This is a genomic window from Gymnodinialimonas sp. (assembly GCF_059726805.1).
Genome location: NZ_AP041059.1, coordinates 581,054 through 596,776 on the forward strand (window position 1 = coordinate 581,054; position 15,723 = coordinate 596,776).

The following is a 15,723-nucleotide window of genomic DNA, read 5'->3' on the forward strand; positions in this document are numbered from 1 at the left end:
GCGATGAGCCGATCCCGAAACATCCTCTTCATCATGTGCGACCAGCTTCGGTTCGACTATTTGTCCTGCGCCGGTCACAAGACGCTGCATACGCCGAACATCGACAAGATCGCTGCACGCGGGGTGCGGTTCACGAACGCCTACGTCCAGTCGCCCATCTGCGGCCCCAGCCGCATGAGCACCTACACGGGGCGCTATGTCTCCTCCCACGGTGCAACGGCTAACTTCGTGCCCCTGCGCGTGGGGGAGCGGAATATCGGCGACCACCTCAAGCCCTTGGGCGTGCGCCCCGTGCTGGTGGGCAAGACCCATATGATGGCCGACCGTGAGGGGATGGAGCGTCTGGGCCTTGATCCTAACAGCCAGATCGGCGTGCATCACCGAGAGGCCGGGTTTGAGCCGTTCGAGCGCGACGACGGGATTTTCCCCGACAAGATGCTGCCGCGCATCGGGCAGCCCCGCTACAACGACTATCTGCGCGACAAGGGTTATGACGGCAGCAACCCCTGGCACTGGGCGGCCAATGCTGTCGACACGCCGGATGGCCTGCGGTCCGGCTTCTATAACGACATCGCCGATCAGCCCGCCGTCGTGGCGGAGGAAGACAGTGAAACGCCCTACATGACTCGCCGCGCGATGGCGTTCATGGCGCAAGATGACGGCGCGGCGCCGTGGCTGTTGCACCTGTCGTATATCAAGCCCCATTGGCCCTACATCGCGCCCGCGCCCTACAACACGATGTATGGTCCCGACGATGTGCAGGATCCGGTCCGGGCCGAGGCCGAACTGATCGATCCCAACCCGCTGCTCAAGCATTTCGTCGACCGCATCGCGGGCCAGACCTTCAGCCGCGATGAGGCGATCCGCAAAGTCGTGCCGACCTACATGGGCCTGATCAAGCAGATCGACGACCAGCTGGGAAAGCTCTTCGCGTTCATGGAAGAACGGGGCTTGATGGAGACCACAACCATCGTGCTGACGTCTGATCACGGCGACTACCTTGGCGACCATTGGATGGGGGATAAGGACTACTTCCACGACCAATCCGTCCGCGTGCCGCTGATCATCGCCGACCCCGATCCGGCGATGGATGCGACGCGCGGAGCCACAAGCGATGCGCTGGTGCAAGGTATCGACTTGCTGCCCACCTTCATGGAGCAGTTTGGCGGCACGCCTCCGCGCCATATCCTCGACGGGGTGTCGCTCCGCCCCTTGCTGACGGGCGAGGCTGCCCACGTGAACGACTACGTCGTCAGCGAATACGACTATCACCAGCAGGTCTTCGCGCCGGAAACGGGCCGGGGACCGCGCGATTGCCGGATCTACATGCTGGTGACGCAGGACTGGAAATACATCCATGCGCCCGGCTTCGACCCGGTGCTGTTCGACCGCAAAGGCGACCCCCAGGAACTGACTGATCTGGGCCGGTCTCCCGACCATGCTGACGTGCGGCGCGACATGCACGCGCGCCTTGCCGACTGGGCGCTGCAATATCGCCAACGCGAAACCTACAGCGATAAGATGGCCGCCCGCTTCACCGCGTTTGAAGAGAAGGCAGGCGTCTTGATTGGCTATTGGGACGAGGATGATCTGATCGACCCCGACAACGCGGTGATCCCGGATGGGCCAGCAGATGCGTGAAGGCCGCGACATGACGGATACGCCGTTGGAAGCGCGCCTGTCCAACGGGATCGCTTTCGCCTTCACGCTGGTCATCCTGATCTACGCGGCCTCGGGCCCCGTGTCGGAACTGGTGCGATGGATCATCGAGACGACGACCGCCGATTTCGACGACCTGTCGCGCCGCGATCAACGGCTTTTGTTTCGCGAGCATTGGTTGGGCGCGGCGCTCAAGGCTTTCGAGCGCGCGTTCCTTCTGCCCACCGGCTTGATCCTGGGTCTGCCGATATTGTTTGCCTTCGCCATCTCGTTCCTGACCCTGCCGATGCGCGCCCGATGGCTCAACTGGGCGCTGACGGTGATATCGACCGCGGTTTTCCTGGCCTGGGTGATGAAGCTCTTGTCCGTCGACGGGGGGGCCTTGCCCTCGGCCACGACGCTGGATTTCTTCCTGTTCCCGCTGGCAACCGCGCTGACCCTTTACCTGACATGGCGGCAATTCGGCAGCTTCATCGTCGGCTTCTGCCTCTTCTGGGTCATCTATTTCTTCGTGCGGGGGATGCTGCCGGAATGGATGGGCATCCTTGCTGGATCGGAGTCGACGGTCTTTCAATCCATGCGCTCAATGGTGCTGAACTTCTGGTCGCAAACCGGCGGCATGTTCGGACAACCCTTGCAGGTGGTGTCGGGCAACGTGCTGATCTTCATCGTCTTTGGCGCGGTGCTGATGGCGTCGGGCGCGGGCGATCTGTTGATGAAGCTGGCCAACCGCATGACGGGGCGCTTTACCGGCGGGGCGGCCCATGCTGCCGTTGCCTCCTCGGCGCTCTTTGGCACGCTCAGTGGTGCTGCGATTTCCAACGTCGTCTCCACGGGCGTCATGACAATCCCGGTCATCAAACGCTCGGGCTTCAAGCCCGCCTTCGCCGCGGCGGTTGAGGCTGCGGCCTCCAGCGGTGGGCAGATCATGCCGCCGGTGATGGGCGTTGTGGCCTTCTTTGTCGCGGGGCAGATCGGGCTGGAATACCGCTACATCATCGTGGCGGCGATCGTGCCTGCGATCTTCTTCTACTTCGGCACATTTCTGACCGTCTATTTCGAGGCCCGGCGCCAAGGCGTCGGCCCCCTTCCGGAGGCAGAGCGTCCGAAGCTTTCGCGCCCCGAGGCGATCCAATGCCTCGTCTTCGTGCTCCCCTTGGGCGTGCTGAGCTACTTCCTGTTCACGCAACCTTCGGTGCCGAAAGCGGGCTTTTTCGGCTTCATCGTGGCGCTGGTCGCGGCCCTTGTGTTGTTTCCGGGCTTCCGGTCCTGGCGCCGCGTGTTCCAGGCATTCGTTCAAGCAGGGCGGATGTCGGCCTCCATCGTCGTGATCGTGACGGCCATCGGGTTGATCGTGGGGTTGATCCAGGTCTCAGGCTTTTCGGGGCGGTTGGCGCTGTTTCTGGCGCAACTGGCAGATGGGCCGCTTTTGCTGACGCTTTTCGTGGTGGCGCTTGGGGCCATTGTTCTGGGCATGGGGCTGCCACCCGGTGCCACGTATTTCATCATCGTCATCGCGCTCAGCTCTGGCATCGACGCCGTCGGCATCCCGCCCCTGACCCTGCATCTGTTCGTGGTGTTCTTTGCAGTCCTGTCCACCGTCACCCCGCCCGTGGCGCTTGCGGCCTTCGCCGCTGCGCCCATCGCAGGTGCGGATCCGGTGCAGACCGGATTTCAGGCGGCGCGGCTGGCTTTGGCGGGCTTCCTGATCCCCTTTGTTTTCGTCTACCACCCGGCCGTTCTCTATAAGCTTCAGGTCCTCTTCGGCTGGTTCGGAGGAGAGCTTCCGAACTCTCGCGCCATTATAGATCTGGCCACGGTCACGTGGTTCGACTTCTTCTGGATCATCGCAGCCTTTGGATTGGCCGTCTGGTTGATGGCCTCCGCGCTTACCGGGTTTGAGAAGAACCGCCTGACGCTATGGGAACGCCTCGTCCGTTTGGTCGTCGGGATCGCTGTCATTCTGCCAAACATGACCGTGGCTCTGCCCGCCTTCGGGGCGGGTGTCGCCCTCGTCGTATTGCACCGCTTCATCGGAGGGGAGCCGTCACGCGTTGACCAAACTTCCCCCGCTCAACGCATTGAATAAGGGAGGAACTTTCATGCGTATTCTTTCAACGGCCGTCTGCTCGGCCATGATATTGTCCGGCGCGGCCCAGGCCCAGGACGAGACATTGCGGATGGCCACCATCGCGCCAAGTCTGAGTGCCGCGATCACCATGGCGACCTTCGCCAATATCGTGACCGAGAACCTCGACGGCGTCGAGATTGAGGTTTCGGCTGGCGGGGCCGCCACCCTGCATGGTCTGGAAGTTGCCCGGGGCAACCTCGACTTCGCCATGACCAATCCGGTCATTCACAGGCTGATGGTCGGCGGTCGCGCGATGTTTGCCAATGAGCCGGACGCCCCTGAGCTGGCTGAAAACCTTCAACTGCTGATGCTCTACCCCTACGGCCAGTACCACTTCACGGTGCGTGCCGACAGCGACATCCAGGTGCTCGACGATCTGGAAGGCGCATCTGTCTTCCTCGGCCCGCAAGGCGGCGGCGCCTTCAATGCGGCGCGGGGCTGGATTGAATCCACCACGGGCCTTGTGGTGGGCGAGGACTACGAGGCGATTACCGCCAACTGGCAGACCGGATATCAAGCGTTTCTGGACGGGACCATCGATGTCTATGTGAACGGCTGCCTTGATCCTTGCGGCCAGTTCATCCAGTTCACCGAAACCGAAGAGCTGCGCTTCATCGGCCCGGAAGCCCATGACGGGGAAGCGGTGGATGAGTTTCTGGGCAACTTCCGCTACCGCGACGAGGTGCCCGCAGGCTCTTACGAGGGTCAGATGAACGACGGGCCCGTGATGTCATTCAACACCTCGGTCGGGATCGGCGTCAGCGCCGATCTGGACGAGGAAATCGTCTACCAGATCACCCGCACGTTCTGGGAAAACATAGATCAGATCACCTCTGACGCCCCATGGGTCAGCACGCTAGATGTGGCCTTCGCACCGACCAATATCGGCGGCATGACCCTTCACCCCGGTGCCGCCCGCTACTACCGCGAGGTTGGCGTAATCGATTGATACGACCGGCGCCGGACCTGCTCCGGCGTCGCTCCCTCTGTCCATATGAACTCAAGGAACACCGCCATGGCAAAGCTCGGCGAAGACATCATCGGCACCAGCGGGCTGGCGCCCTTCTTCAAACTCGCCAATGCCGACGCCGTGGGCATCGACGCACCCGACAACCGCAAAGGGGACGCGTTGCGCACCTGGGTTCGGTCGCTGAGCGGTTTCCAGAAAGAGGCTTTGGTCCGCTCCGCCAAAACCGGCGAAACCTGGCGGCTCGTCTCAGACGAAGGCGCCTATTTGAATGGCCATGACGCGGCCCCGTGCCCACTGGCATTTTTGTCCTGCGGTATGGTCGCGAGCTTCATGAATGAGATTACAGCGCTCGCCGAACAGCGCGGCGTAGAGATCCGGAAGCTGAAGCTGATCCAGGACAATTACTACACGATGAAAGGCTCCATGCCCAAACGCACCATGGTCGGCGGGGCCGAGAATATCGAGCTGCAGGTCGAGATCGACTGTGATCTGGACGACGCGGCGCTCAATGAATTCCTGATCCAGGCCACCTACGCCTCGCCGCTCAACGGGCTCATGCGCGGTCAGTTGGAAAGCCTGTTCAAACTGGGCAAGAACGGTGTGGAACTGCCAACGGCAAAAGTCTCTGAACTGGAGGGAGCGCTGTTTCCCGACCCGGGCAACCATTTCGCCAAGGCGATGCCTGACCCCTCGGATCTGCCGCTCATGGGCCCGGTCGGCCTGACCCCGAAGAAAGAGGTCGCGAAAGGTACGACCAGCGGCGGCTCCTCCCTGTCTGACGAACAGGACCGGCGCTTGAACATCGGGGCCGTCGCCGTCCTGCGGGAGGATGGCATCAAGGACATCCAGCAGATGCAGTATTCGCCCTACGGCACATCGTTTCGGTTCCTGTCGTCCGAAGATGGCCGCGGGCCTGATGCCAACACGCTGATCTCGGCGGGCATAGGCTTCTGCTTCATGACCCAGTTCGGGCGCTTCGTGTCGATGCTGGAACTGGATCTGTCGGACTACCGCATCGTGCAGGACACGCATTTCAGCCTGGGCGGCGCATCTGGCGGCACCGGCAAAGCCGGCGCGGCCGACCCGATCGAGACCCACGTCTACCTTGAAACCGGGGAAAGTGACGCGACCGCGCAAGAGATGCTCGATATTTCCGAGAGGACCTGTTTCCTCCACGCTTTCTGCCGGACGGATCTGAAAACCAAACTGAAAGTGGTCAGGCATTAGGCGTCGAGCGGCATGCAACGGCGCCCAGATTGCGAAGCGAGCATCGCCGCAGGCGCATAGCTGCCATGGCATTGATCGGTCTGGTGGCGGGCTCCGCGCCGCCCCACGTCCTGTGGGAAAGGAGTAGACCGATGCTCGACACATATCACATTCGCCAAGACGAGATGCCGGAAGACATGCGGTTTCTCTTGAACACATATCCCCGCGACAGCTGGGAGGCTCATCCCGGTTTCCACGAGAAGACCAAGCACTGGCTCAGCGCGCACCAGATGTTCCGCCGTGTCTCCAAACAGGTGCGCCTGGACGCGGAAGCCTATCTGAACCGCGATATGGAGATTGATGCCTATGCCGGCCGGCTCTCGTATTACGGTGGCAATCTGGTGGGGAACCTGCATGGCCATCACGGATGGGAGGATCACAGCTACTTCCCCGAACTCTCCGCCGCGGATCCCCGTTTCGATGCGGGTCTTGAGGTGTTGGAGACGGATCACGCAGACCTCGACAAAGTCCTGGACGACTTCACCCGAACCGCCAACCGCGCGATCAAACTGGCCACCCTAGATGCGGCGCAGGCCCGTGAAGAGGTCGCGCGTGTGCATGGCACCAGTGAGGTGATCGAGGCGTTCCTGAAGCGACACCTCACCGATGAAGAGGAACTGGCCGTGCCAATCATCTTGCATCATCGCCTAAGAGGGTGAGAGTGGGGAGATGGCCCAGAAACCCTCAATCGAGGAAGATCAGACGAAAGCGAAAGAGCGCCGCGCACAGGGTGAATTTGTGCGCGGCGTCAGTGGATTTCGCCATGCGATCGGTGACCCGGATTTTCCCCCCGAACCCGGGCGCTATCATTTGTTCGTGGCGCTCAACTGCCCGTGGTGTCACCGCGTCACGCTTGCCCGCGCGGTCCTGGGTCTGACGGACGCCATAACCATGGACGTCGCCTTTCCCAATCGGACCGGCGAGGATGATCCAGAGGGCCCAAACCTTTGGGAGTTCTCTCCGCATCGTATCGCAACCCTCACCGGCGCAGCACTTCCGGAATGTACCCCAGAAACCGGCACCGGCCTGGGCCTGCGGCTCGCCAAAGAGATCTACCGCCAGGAAGGGTCGGAAGAGCAATCGGTGCCGATCCTCTACGACAAGATCGCCGGTCGCATCGTCAACAACGAAAGCGCCGAGATCTTGCGGATGCTTGACGCCCACGCGGGCGCCCTGGGCAGCACGTCTCCGGACCGACCAAGGCTGTACCCCGACGACCCCGAGGCCCGATCCGCCATCGATGCGCTGAACGAGCGGATCTACGTCACCATCAACAACGGCGCCTACAAGGCGGGCTTCTCCTCGGATCAGGCCATCTACCAGGCTGCGTTCGAGGCCTATTTCGACACCCTCGAAGCGCTGGAAGCCCTGCTATCAGACCAGCGCAACTTCCTTTTGGGCGACGCCTTTTCCGAAGCCGACCTGCGCTTGTTCCCAACCCTCTACCGCCATGATCCGGTCTACTACGTCCGAATGAAATTGAACGGCGCCCGCATCCTCGACTATCCCCACCTCTGGCGCTGGCTGTGCCGCGTCTACGCGCTTGAAGGCGTAGCCGACGCGGGTTCCCTGGTGCATTGCCGACAAGGATACTTCGGCCGCAGCTGGAACGGAGTGGTCCCTGTCGGCCCCCTCAAACCAATGCCCTACCCAGAGGCGTACCTGCACGCTGAATTACCGGAGAACTGATGCCGGTTGGCCTTTGAGCTGCCATAGAACAGCACCTGAGGGTGCTGGCAAAGGTGGGACTGGGACCGTACCGCCCAAGGATTGTGGCGATGTAAAAGCATCCGAGCCTCGGACCAACCCCGCCAACCTGTCCTGCATCCTGCCCCGGCCTCGTTTAGGCCTTGTCGGACAAGAAGATACCTTAAGGCACCTAAGTAACCAGAAGTGCGATAGGCTACGGGCCATGGGGCATCCCTTTGAAGTGTGGGTTTTAATCGGGCTGGGGCGTATCCCTTAGGGTGCTTTGGAAGGGTTGCGGCTGATCTGGAAAACCCGGTGCAACGCGGGGATGTCGGCACGCTTGACCATCTGGCTACAGACCGTCTCACAGACAGCACAAAAGCCCTGGATGCGGGGCGTCTGGCCGGGTGCCCCTATCAGATCAACCATCCCCTCGAATGCCTTGCGCCGCTCTTTGCACGACATGCACCAGAGTTCGTCGGGCCCAGTGGGGCGTTTCTTCAGGGCGCGACGTGCGATCAAAAAACGCCTTCGCGGCGTCGCCCGTAATCAGGGTCGGGCGCTGCGTGGTGAGCGCCGCAAGTCCCTCCTTCAACCATGCCCGGACGGTGCCCTCTGTCACACCGCAAACACGGGCCAGTTCGGGCACTGTGTACGTCAGCGAAGAGCGCAGTCGGCGAGGGTCAGGACGTTTTGCCATGGCGCTCGCCCTCGAACAGCCCCCGGATGTCTTCGACGTGCCAGACTGTCGTGCGAGGTCCAAGCTTGGTGGGTTGGGGGAAGCGCCCGTCTTTCACTCCCTGCCACCATGTCGACTTTGAAACCGGGATCGGGCCTTTGGGGGCGAGGATTTGTGATAACCTCACAAGGCCTGTTTGCGGGAAATCGTGGGCGTCCATCGTGGTCTACCTTGATGTTATTTGGTCTAGGCAGACCCTCACCTTTCCGGGTTGGTTTGTGGGGGAATGGGTATCTTTCCCAGAGGAATCCTTTTCAAGTGTCGCGTTTCCAATAAGACTGATCGACTAACTCGGCGGAATCTCTCAACCACTTGCGCACTGTCTTTGGGTCCATAGAAAGCCCGACAAGATCGAGGTCTTCAGCGATGCGCGACGGAACCTCGCTTCGACTAGCCGACGGATCATACCCATACTGCTCGCAAGCCATCGCCGCGATAAGCTTCAGGAGTGTTGTGCGTTCTTGGCTCCTAAGAGTGCCATGCGTTGGATTGCCGGTAGCAGTCTTTGTACCCAATTGCGTGTCTATCGCCGCACAGAAATCGGGATGAATCTCCAAGTCAATTTCTTTGAACCACTTGTCTAGCCGGTGAAGCGAAACTCTGCCAAAGCCGAAGCCAGTATGCGGGTAGATCCGTATGAACTGTTCGAGCCTCTTAAGCAGGAATTTGTGAGCCGCCCACAAGGTAGTACCCGAAGCGCCGCGCTTTTTTAGGCCATGAATCTTTTCTTCTGTCATCCTTTCTGGATCATCACCGACAGCAAGCGCTGCGGCTTCGTACAAACTGAGATTTGGCATCTGACACCAGTATGTGAACTCAGGTGCAAAATGTGGATGGCCATATCCATAGGCAATGGCCGGTGGTTGGCGAATCCTAAACTTGCTTGGGTCTACTGTGAGGTGAGCTTCGAATGGAGCGGTGCGAATGGTGAACTCGTTCGGAGGATCGTCTCGAATAGCTACTAACGCTTCGTTGGACAGTTTGCGCAAGTCGCTCCGTGCGATCTCACGCAACAGGCTAAGGCGCTTATTGAATTCTTCAATGTAGTCGGTGTCGTCTGGCCCGAAGGGGTGCTCCACGACGTCGGGTTCCCAATCCCAGATGCGTTTGAACTCGGCGCGCAGCGCAGTTTCGATAATGTCTTCGCGTTCAGATGGCGTCATTTGATAAGCAAAGCAGCCCCGACAAGGATTCGCTAGCCCCCGCGCCGCTCATCCAAATATCCAGCCCACCAATTCATCATCCTGATCCTCTCCTCCCAGTGTTCGCCCCGTTCATAGGCACGGCGAACGGCGTTGGTCTCGATGTGGGCGAGTTGCCGTTCGATGGCATCGGGATTCCATAGGCCGCTTTCATTCGCCAGCGTCGAGAAGGTCGCGCGGAAGCCGTGGGCGGTCATTTCTTCGCCCGTGTAGCCGATGCGGCGCAGACCAGCGTTGAGGGTGTTCTCGCTCATGGGGCGTTGAAGGGTGCGCAGGTTGGGAAACAGGTAAGCGCTTTGGGTGTTTATGCTTTGAAGCTCGCGGATCAGGGTGATCGCTTGGCCGGATAAATACACCCTATGGGGGCGGCGCATTTTCATGCGTACTTCAGGGATCGTCCAGATCTTCGCTTCAAGATCGAACTCGTCCCATTGGGCATGACGAAGCTCGCCGGGGCGTTGGACCAGCAGCGCCATCAGTTGCAGCGCGATGCGGGTCGTGACTTGACCGTGGAAGGCGTCGATAGCGCGCAGCAGACCGCCCAGCGCCTTTGGGTCGGTGATCGCAGCGCGTGGCGTCACGGTGGGGCGGATCAGGGCATCGCGTAGGGCATAGGTGGGGTCTGTTTCCGTCACGCCGTTGGCGACGGCATAGCGGAACACGCCGCCGATCCTAGCTCGCAAACGTTTGGCGGTCTCATAGTTGCCCTTCGCCTCGACCTTACGGAGGCACGCCAAGATCATTGGTGCGGTGATGTCTGTGATCGGCGTGGTGCCAAATTCATCGCAGGCCATCCCGAGAAGCCATTCCGTCTTTGATATGGTGGCGTCTGCTTTGCCTTCACGCTGCGCTTTATCGATGAACGCCTCAGCCTGAGACGCGAAGGTCACGCCCCGTTTTTCGGCATCAGCGCGCTTCTTTTCCTGTTTCTCGACGCCGGGATCGCGTCCGTCAGCCAATGTCGCTCGCGCGTCGTCTTTACGACGACGCGCATCTGCCAGACCAATTGCTGGGTATGCGCCCAGCGACAGCAGTTTCTCCTTGCCGTTGATCCGGTACTTCAGACGCCACAGTCGCGATCCGCTTGGATTGATCAAAAGGTGTAGTCCATCGAAGTCCGACAGCTTGAAAGGTTTGTCGCGAGGTTTGGAGTTTCGAATCTGTGTGTCTGACAATGGCATGACTGGGGGTATCGTCCTTGGGGATATTTCACGATACCCCCAGATCATACCCCCACTGGGGGTATATGTCCCCGGTCCACATTGGACCGCGTTGGACAAGAAGATACCTGATCTCCCTTATATATAAGGGAATCCAGGATGTCTCTAACCATGTTCGGATTGGAATTTGGTGCACCGGAGAGGACAAACCTAGAACCCTCCGAGTACCTCGGGTTGCTTTCAGAATTAGAGAATTGGTCGGATGTTCTCAAGGCTGAGCCGGAAGTTATCCACAGGCTTGCGGTGTTGGCAGATGAAGAGGATGACGCCGTCGATCAGGCCGCTGGTGATGTTGCGCCAGTGGTTCCGCCGTCATGGGAGCCGTCCCCATGAGCACGCTACCGGATCAGTTCAACTCTACCGCATCGGTGCCTTCAAAGCTGGAAGCCAAGGCGCCCGCCCCACGCACGGCTATCTCACCGTTGACGGTCCGGCTGACGAAAGAGGAACGCGCCCGGCTGGAGGCGTTGGCGGCTGGTATGACGCTCAGCGCTTACATCCGTGCCTGTGTCTTTGCCGAGGATGCGAAGTTGCGCAAACATCGTCCTGCGGACGCGCGGGCAGACAAGAAGGCGGCAGCTGAGGCGTTGGAGCTGCTTGGTCAGTCCCGGTTTGCCAGCAATCTCAACCAACTCGCTCATCATGCCAATCTGGGCATCCTGGTCGTTGGCGAGACGGAGAAGGCTCAAATCGCTGAGGCCTATGACCACGTCTTGGCCATTCGCACCATGCTGATGGAGGCGCTTGGTAAGCGGCCCAAACACGCGGATCGCCTATGATTCTTGAAGGCAACGAACGGGCCTTTGGGGCGGAGCTGGCCCGGCATCTGATGAACCCCCGCGACAATGACCATGTGACGGTGCATGGCATTGACGGCTTTGTGGCGGATGATCTGTTTGGCGCCTTCGCGGAAGCTGAGGCAATCTCCGGCGCCACCAAATGCGATAAATATCTGTTCTCGCTGTCGTTGAACCCTCCGCCATCCGAAAGCGTCTCTGTCGAAGAATATGAAGCAGTCATTGCCCGAGTTGAGAAAAGCTTGGGACTTGAAGGCCAACCCCGCGCCGTAGTTCTCCATGAGAAAGACGGCCGCCGCCATGCCCATGCGATCTGGTCAAAGATCGATTCCGATCAGATGAAGGCGATCAACCTATCGCATTACAAACGCAAGCTCACTGGGCTTAGCCGCGAAATCTTCGTGGAGCATGGCTGGGACCTACCAGACGGCTTCCGCAAACACGCGGACCGAGACCCGCTGAACACGAGCCGTGCGGAAAGCCAGCAAGCCAAACGGCTCAAGCGAGATCGGGGTGCGACCAAGGCATTGTTCCAGGAATGTTGGAACGGCTCTGACTCTCGCGGGGCGTTTGAGGCGGCTCTGATAGAGCAAGGCTATGCCCTGGCCCGCGGTTATCGGCGCGGCTTCGTCGCGGTCGATGCCGACGGCAAGGTTTGGTCACTGTCGCGCTGGTGTGGGGTGACGGGTCGTGAGATGCGGCGGCGATTGGGTCCGGAGGAAGGCCTGCCGTCGGTCGAGGAAGTGCAAGCGCAAGCACACCAGCTCAAACGCCCAGAGACAATCAAACCCAATCCACAGCATGCGCTTCGGCGCGAGGCATTAGTTACCAAACAACGGGCAGCGCGGGAGGCCCTGCTGCAGGAACAGGCTGCTCGTCGGCAGTTCGAGGCCAGAGAACGCCTCCCCCGTGGCATGAAAGCGGCCTTTCTGCGCGTGACAGGCCGTTGGCAGAAAGTCGTCGCAGAGGCAGAGGCGGCGTCCCGTGCGGCGGAAGCCAGAGATCGCAAAGAGCAGCAGGCCTTGATCAATGCCCACCTCGCCGAACGTCGCGCATTAGATCGAGAGTTTGGACCACAGGTCGAGCGGCGTGATCCTCGACAGCAGCTGGTTGAGCCGCAAGAGGATCATCCTCTCAGTAGACGCCAGATCGAACAGAACCCGGCACTGGTTCTGACGGAACTCTCCAAGACAAAGGTCGCGTTCAAACGCGTCGATGTGCTGCGCGAGCTGGCCAAATGCGTTGACGACCCGCAGCAGCTCACCAAGCTGACGGATCGGGCGCTACAATCGCCAGACGCAGTGCGGCTCGCCAGTGATCGTGTCCCGCATTACACGACCCAGGATTACCAACGCGCCGAGCGATTCCTTGCTCAGGCCCCCGCACAGATGGCCAAAACCGAAGGATTTGGCGTAAGTCCCTCCAATGTCAACGCTGCCTTGAAGACCAAGAATGCGGAGATGCGCCGCAGCTTTGGCGGCAAGCTCAGCCAAGAACAAGAACGCGCTATTCGACATGCTCTAGACGACAATCAATTGGCCTCAGTCGTCGGCCTGGCTGGCGCAGGCAAAAGCACGATGTTGTCGGCAGCAGCAGATTCGTGGACCCGACAAGGTATCACGGTGCATGGCGCGGCCTTAGCTGGAAAAGCCGCAGACGGTTTGCAGGAGAGCTCCGGCATTCAAAGTCGAACACTCGCCTCACTGGAATTGTCTTGGGAGAATGGACATGCCCCGATTGCCAAAGGGGATGTGCTGGTAATCGACGAAGCCGGGATGATTGGCACGCGGCAGATGGCGCGTGTGACCAAGAAGATGGATGAGATCGGAGCAAAACTGTGCTGGTTGGTGATCCAGATCAGCTGCAGCCGATTGAAGCTGGGACACCGTTCCGGGATTTGGTCGCGCGTCATGGAGCGGCAGAACTCAAAGAGATCTATCGTCAAAAAAAGGCATGGCAGAAGCAGGCCTCAAAAGAGCTTGCGGTCGGCGACATCCCGGAAGCCCTGGATCGATATGCCAAGAACGATAGCGTGCGCCGCACAGACGGTCGAGATCAAGCCATCGACGCGCTGGTTGAGTCCTATGTGATGGATGCCTCTGCCGCACCTGAAAAAACGCGGCTCGCCTTTGCCCACCGTCGAAAAGACGTGCATGCGTTGAATGTCGCGATCCGGGATGCCATGCGCCCGGAAGCTGCGCCGCCAGATACGATGCTCAAGACGGCGACTGGCCCCCGCGCATTTGCGCAAGGGGATCGGCTTGTCTTTGGGCAGAATAACAAAGACCTCGGTGTGAAGAACGGCATGCTTGGATCGGTTCTGGCGGTCGCGGGGAGTGAGGTGAAAGTTGCTTTGGATGGTGACAAAAAGCGTCATGTGACGTTCAACCCGTCAGACTATCAGCACTTCGACCATGGCTAGTCCACGCTCAGATCACGGGCAATGGCGTCAGCCTCGAGCGGCTTTATGGATATCGGATGCTCATACAGTTTGTCGTAATAAACGAAAGCCACGACAGTGTTGAACCGATGTTTCTCGGAACAGAAGCTTCGCTGGGCGAGATTGGCGTGGCGACAGGCCTCTTGTTCGAAACGCCGGAAGGCGTCGCTCACAGGTACGGGCGTTGCTTGCCAACTGGAGAAACAGACGAGCAACTACTCGAAGGCATTCGATTGATGTCGGCCAACCTCAGCTTTTCGTTCGAAGGCGAAGTTGCATCAATCAACGCGGGTCATGACGAACAATGGCGCGAAGAAATCGGGAAAAGTGTTGTTGTTTTGGGAGCGGGAGCCATCGGTTCGCAATGCATTACATCACTCGTTCGCGAAGGCGCGTTTGAGAAGCTCACTATCGTGGACGATGACGTTTTTTGCGCCCCACAATCTTGCGCGCCACGTATTGCGCGGATCCGCGTTAGGAAATTCAAAGACCGCGATGCTATCTGACGATCTGGGCTCAATACGCACAGACCTGTGTATCGAGACAATACATGAAAAAGTATCGCTAGCACATCAATCCGAAGCGCTATACGAAGCACTGGTTACATCAGATCGCATCCTTGATCTAACCGCCTCTCTCGGTGCTAGTCGAACCATCAGTGCAATATCTAAGCGAAGTCCTGCAATCTCCGCGTTTTTCAATCCCTCCGGAAGCGCCGTTGTGGTTCTCCAAGAAGACGCCGCAAGAACGCTCGATCTTGCTAGTTTGGAGGCACTCTACTACGCGGAAATCTGTCACAACCGATCACTTTGTGACCATTTGTGGCCAGGGGATCAAGCCGTTGTCTCTGGCGGGCAATGTCGCGCAGTCACCAGCAGAATTCCTGCCTCAAAAGCAGCAATACTATCAAGTATCGCCGCAAGTGTGCTCGGAAAAAATATGCCTTCTTCCGATGCAAGCATCACGATCGCAAGCATCAACGCAGACGGCGGGACCAATATGCATCGCGTGACTCCGACCATTGGTAGTGTGACTGTAAATGCGAACGGTTGGAAAATTTGTTTGGCAGATGCGGTTGCTCGAAAGCTCCAGGACTTTCGCGAGGCCCATTTGCCTAGCGAAACTGGAGGCATCCTACTAGGGGTCGTTGATCACGCGCAGAAACGGATTGAGATTTCGATGGGGTTGGAAGCGCCACCTGATAGTTCTGGTTCAACGTCGTCGTTTGAACGGGGTATTCAGGGAACCATCGATAGCATTGCTGAGGCAAGAGCGCGGACGATGCATCAACTAACATATATTGGCGAATGGCATTCCCATCCACGTGGGGCACGAACGGCGCCAAGTCTGACGGATGCAGCTCAACTGGTAATGCTAAGAGAAGAGCTCAAGGCTGAGCAACGTCCGCCGGTAATGGTCATTGTTGGTGACAGTGGTTCCAATCCCGTATCGCTAGAACTGTATCAATAAACTGTATTGTTGCCAGGAGCACTTACGCCTTTGTCCGATTGGTATTGCAAATCCCGGCAGTATCAATGCTATGCGTCAGCAGTGAATGGCAACTTTCGCAGGCCGCACCGCAGCATCGAAGGGCTCGGTTGAATGTCTCC

At 59.3% G+C, this 15,723-nt stretch carries 15 protein-coding genes and 1 pseudogene; 12 read left to right on the forward strand and 4 right to left on the reverse strand.

Annotated features, from left to right (window positions below):
* Positions 1-3 precede the first annotated feature (3 nt).
* The 6 genes from AC6I9R_RS02930 (at position 4) to AC6I9R_RS02955 (ending at position 7,715) form a co-directional block, all read left to right on the forward strand.
* Positions 4-1,641, forward strand: coding sequence for a sulfatase-like hydrolase/transferase (locus AC6I9R_RS02930; protein ID WP_461429079.1), 1,638 nt, complete (start codon positions 4-6; stop codon positions 1,639-1,641).
* Positions 1,622-3,748, forward strand: a complete 2,127-nt coding sequence (locus AC6I9R_RS02935; RefSeq protein ID WP_461429080.1) for a TRAP transporter permease — start codon at positions 1,622-1,624, stop codon at positions 3,746-3,748. Before AC6I9R_RS02930 ends, AC6I9R_RS02935 begins: the two co-directional genes overlap by 20 nt.
* Before the next feature lie 13 nt (positions 3,749-3,761).
* Positions 3,762-4,739, forward strand: coding sequence for a TAXI family TRAP transporter solute-binding subunit (locus AC6I9R_RS02940; protein ID WP_461429081.1), 978 nt, complete (start codon positions 3,762-3,764; stop codon positions 4,737-4,739).
* A 66-nt stretch (positions 4,740-4,805) separates the two neighbouring features.
* A complete protein-coding gene (locus tag AC6I9R_RS02945; RefSeq protein WP_461429082.1) occupies positions 4,806-5,987 on the forward strand; it encodes an OsmC family protein in 1,182 nt (393 codons plus the stop codon).
* A gap of 65 nt (positions 5,988-6,052) precedes the next feature.
* The gene (locus tag AC6I9R_RS02950) at positions 6,053-6,685 is read left to right on the forward strand and encodes a hemerythrin domain-containing protein (RefSeq protein ID WP_461429083.1); all 633 of its coding nucleotides are present in this window, start codon (positions 6,053-6,055) and stop codon (positions 6,683-6,685) included.
* A gap of 10 nt (positions 6,686-6,695) precedes the next feature.
* Positions 6,696-7,715, forward strand: a complete 1,020-nt coding sequence (locus AC6I9R_RS02955) for a glutathione S-transferase C-terminal domain-containing protein (protein WP_461429084.1) — start codon at positions 6,696-6,698, stop codon at positions 7,713-7,715.
* A gap of 273 nt (positions 7,716-7,988) precedes the next feature.
* Here the strand turns inward: AC6I9R_RS02955 and AC6I9R_RS02960 are convergent, their stop codons facing one another.
* The 4 genes from AC6I9R_RS02960 to AC6I9R_RS02975 all read right to left on the reverse strand — a co-directional run bounded on the left by AC6I9R_RS02960 (position 7,989) and on the right by AC6I9R_RS02975 (position 10,837).
* The gene (locus tag AC6I9R_RS02960; RefSeq protein WP_461429085.1) at positions 7,989-8,144 is read right to left on the reverse strand and encodes a hypothetical protein; all 156 of its coding nucleotides are present in this window, start codon (positions 8,142-8,144) and stop codon (positions 7,989-7,991) included.
* 254 nt (positions 8,145-8,398) lie between these two features.
* Positions 8,399-8,614, reverse strand: a complete 216-nt coding sequence (locus tag AC6I9R_RS02965) for a helix-turn-helix transcriptional regulator (protein WP_461429087.1) — start codon at positions 8,612-8,614, stop codon at positions 8,399-8,401.
* 94 nt (positions 8,615-8,708) lie between these two features.
* On the reverse strand, positions 8,709-9,617 hold the full coding sequence (locus AC6I9R_RS02970) for a hypothetical protein (protein ID WP_461429088.1): 909 nt from the start codon (positions 9,615-9,617) through the stop codon (positions 8,709-8,711).
* 32 nt (positions 9,618-9,649) lie between these two features.
* Complete coding sequence (locus tag AC6I9R_RS02975; protein WP_461429089.1) at positions 9,650-10,837, reverse strand: tyrosine-type recombinase/integrase; 1,188 nt, start codon at positions 10,835-10,837, stop codon at positions 9,650-9,652.
* 138 nt (positions 10,838-10,975) lie between these two features.
* Here AC6I9R_RS02975 and AC6I9R_RS02980 point away from each other — a divergent pair, with 138 nt between their 5' ends.
* The 6 genes and pseudogenes from AC6I9R_RS02980 (at position 10,976) to AC6I9R_RS03005 (ending at position 15,583) form a co-directional block, all read left to right on the forward strand.
* Positions 10,976-11,209, forward strand: a complete 234-nt coding sequence (locus AC6I9R_RS02980; RefSeq protein WP_461429090.1) for a hypothetical protein — start codon at positions 10,976-10,978, stop codon at positions 11,207-11,209.
* Entirely contained in the window at positions 11,206-11,655 is a 450-nt protein-coding gene (locus AC6I9R_RS02985) for a plasmid mobilization protein (protein ID WP_461429091.1), read from the forward strand. The genes AC6I9R_RS02980 and AC6I9R_RS02985 overlap by 4 nt, the downstream gene beginning before the upstream one ends.
* Positions 11,656-11,705: 50 nt before the next feature.
* Positions 11,706-13,657, forward strand: a pseudogene (locus AC6I9R_RS02990) (AAA family ATPase); the annotation flags it as partial.
* Between the two features lie 48 nt (positions 13,658-13,705).
* Positions 13,706-14,095, forward strand: a complete 390-nt coding sequence (locus AC6I9R_RS02995; protein ID WP_461429217.1) for a hypothetical protein — start codon at positions 13,706-13,708, stop codon at positions 14,093-14,095.
* A gap of 56 nt (positions 14,096-14,151) precedes the next feature.
* Positions 14,152-14,619, forward strand: coding sequence for a ubiquitin-activating E1 family protein (locus tag AC6I9R_RS03000; RefSeq protein ID WP_461429092.1), 468 nt, complete (start codon positions 14,152-14,154; stop codon positions 14,617-14,619).
* A complete protein-coding gene (locus AC6I9R_RS03005) occupies positions 14,609-15,583 on the forward strand; it encodes a Mov34/MPN/PAD-1 family protein (RefSeq protein WP_461429093.1) in 975 nt (324 codons plus the stop codon). The genes AC6I9R_RS03000 and AC6I9R_RS03005 overlap by 11 nt, the downstream gene beginning before the upstream one ends.
* Positions 15,584-15,723: the final 140 nt, after the last annotated feature.

Bases quoted from the DNA above. Each gene is read 5' to 3' on its own strand.
- AC6I9R_RS02930 (WP_461429079.1), top strand. From the start codon at position 4: ATGAGCCGATCCCGAAACATCCTCTTCATCATGTGCGACCAGCTTCGG.
- AC6I9R_RS02935 (WP_461429080.1), top strand. From the start codon at position 1,622: ATGGGCCAGCAGATGCGTGAAGGCCGCGACATGACGGATACGCCGTTG.
- AC6I9R_RS02940 (WP_461429081.1), top strand. From the start codon at position 3,762: ATGCGTATTCTTTCAACGGCCGTCTGCTCGGCCATGATATTGTCCGGC.
- AC6I9R_RS02945 (WP_461429082.1), top strand. From the start codon at position 4,806: ATGGCAAAGCTCGGCGAAGACATCATCGGCACCAGCGGGCTGGCGCCC.
- AC6I9R_RS02950 (WP_461429083.1), top strand. From the start codon at position 6,053: ATGGCATTGATCGGTCTGGTGGCGGGCTCCGCGCCGCCCCACGTCCTG.
- AC6I9R_RS02955 (WP_461429084.1), top strand. From the start codon at position 6,696: ATGGCCCAGAAACCCTCAATCGAGGAAGATCAGACGAAAGCGAAAGAG.
- AC6I9R_RS02960 (WP_461429085.1), bottom strand. From the start codon at position 8,144: ATGGTTGATCTGATAGGGGCACCCGGCCAGACGCCCCGCATCCAGGGC.
- AC6I9R_RS02965 (WP_461429087.1), bottom strand. From the start codon at position 8,614: ATGGACGCCCACGATTTCCCGCAAACAGGCCTTGTGAGGTTATCACAA.
- AC6I9R_RS02970 (WP_461429088.1), bottom strand. From the start codon at position 9,617: ATGACGCCATCTGAACGCGAAGACATTATCGAAACTGCGCTGCGCGCC.
- AC6I9R_RS02975 (WP_461429089.1), bottom strand. From the start codon at position 10,837: ATGCCATTGTCAGACACACAGATTCGAAACTCCAAACCTCGCGACAAA.
- AC6I9R_RS02980 (WP_461429090.1), top strand. From the start codon at position 10,976: ATGTCTCTAACCATGTTCGGATTGGAATTTGGTGCACCGGAGAGGACA.
- AC6I9R_RS02985 (WP_461429091.1), top strand. From the start codon at position 11,206: ATGAGCACGCTACCGGATCAGTTCAACTCTACCGCATCGGTGCCTTCA.
- AC6I9R_RS03000 (WP_461429092.1), top strand. From the start codon at position 14,152: ATGCTCATACAGTTTGTCGTAATAAACGAAAGCCACGACAGTGTTGAA.
- AC6I9R_RS03005 (WP_461429093.1), top strand. From the start codon at position 14,609: ATGCTATCTGACGATCTGGGCTCAATACGCACAGACCTGTGTATCGAG.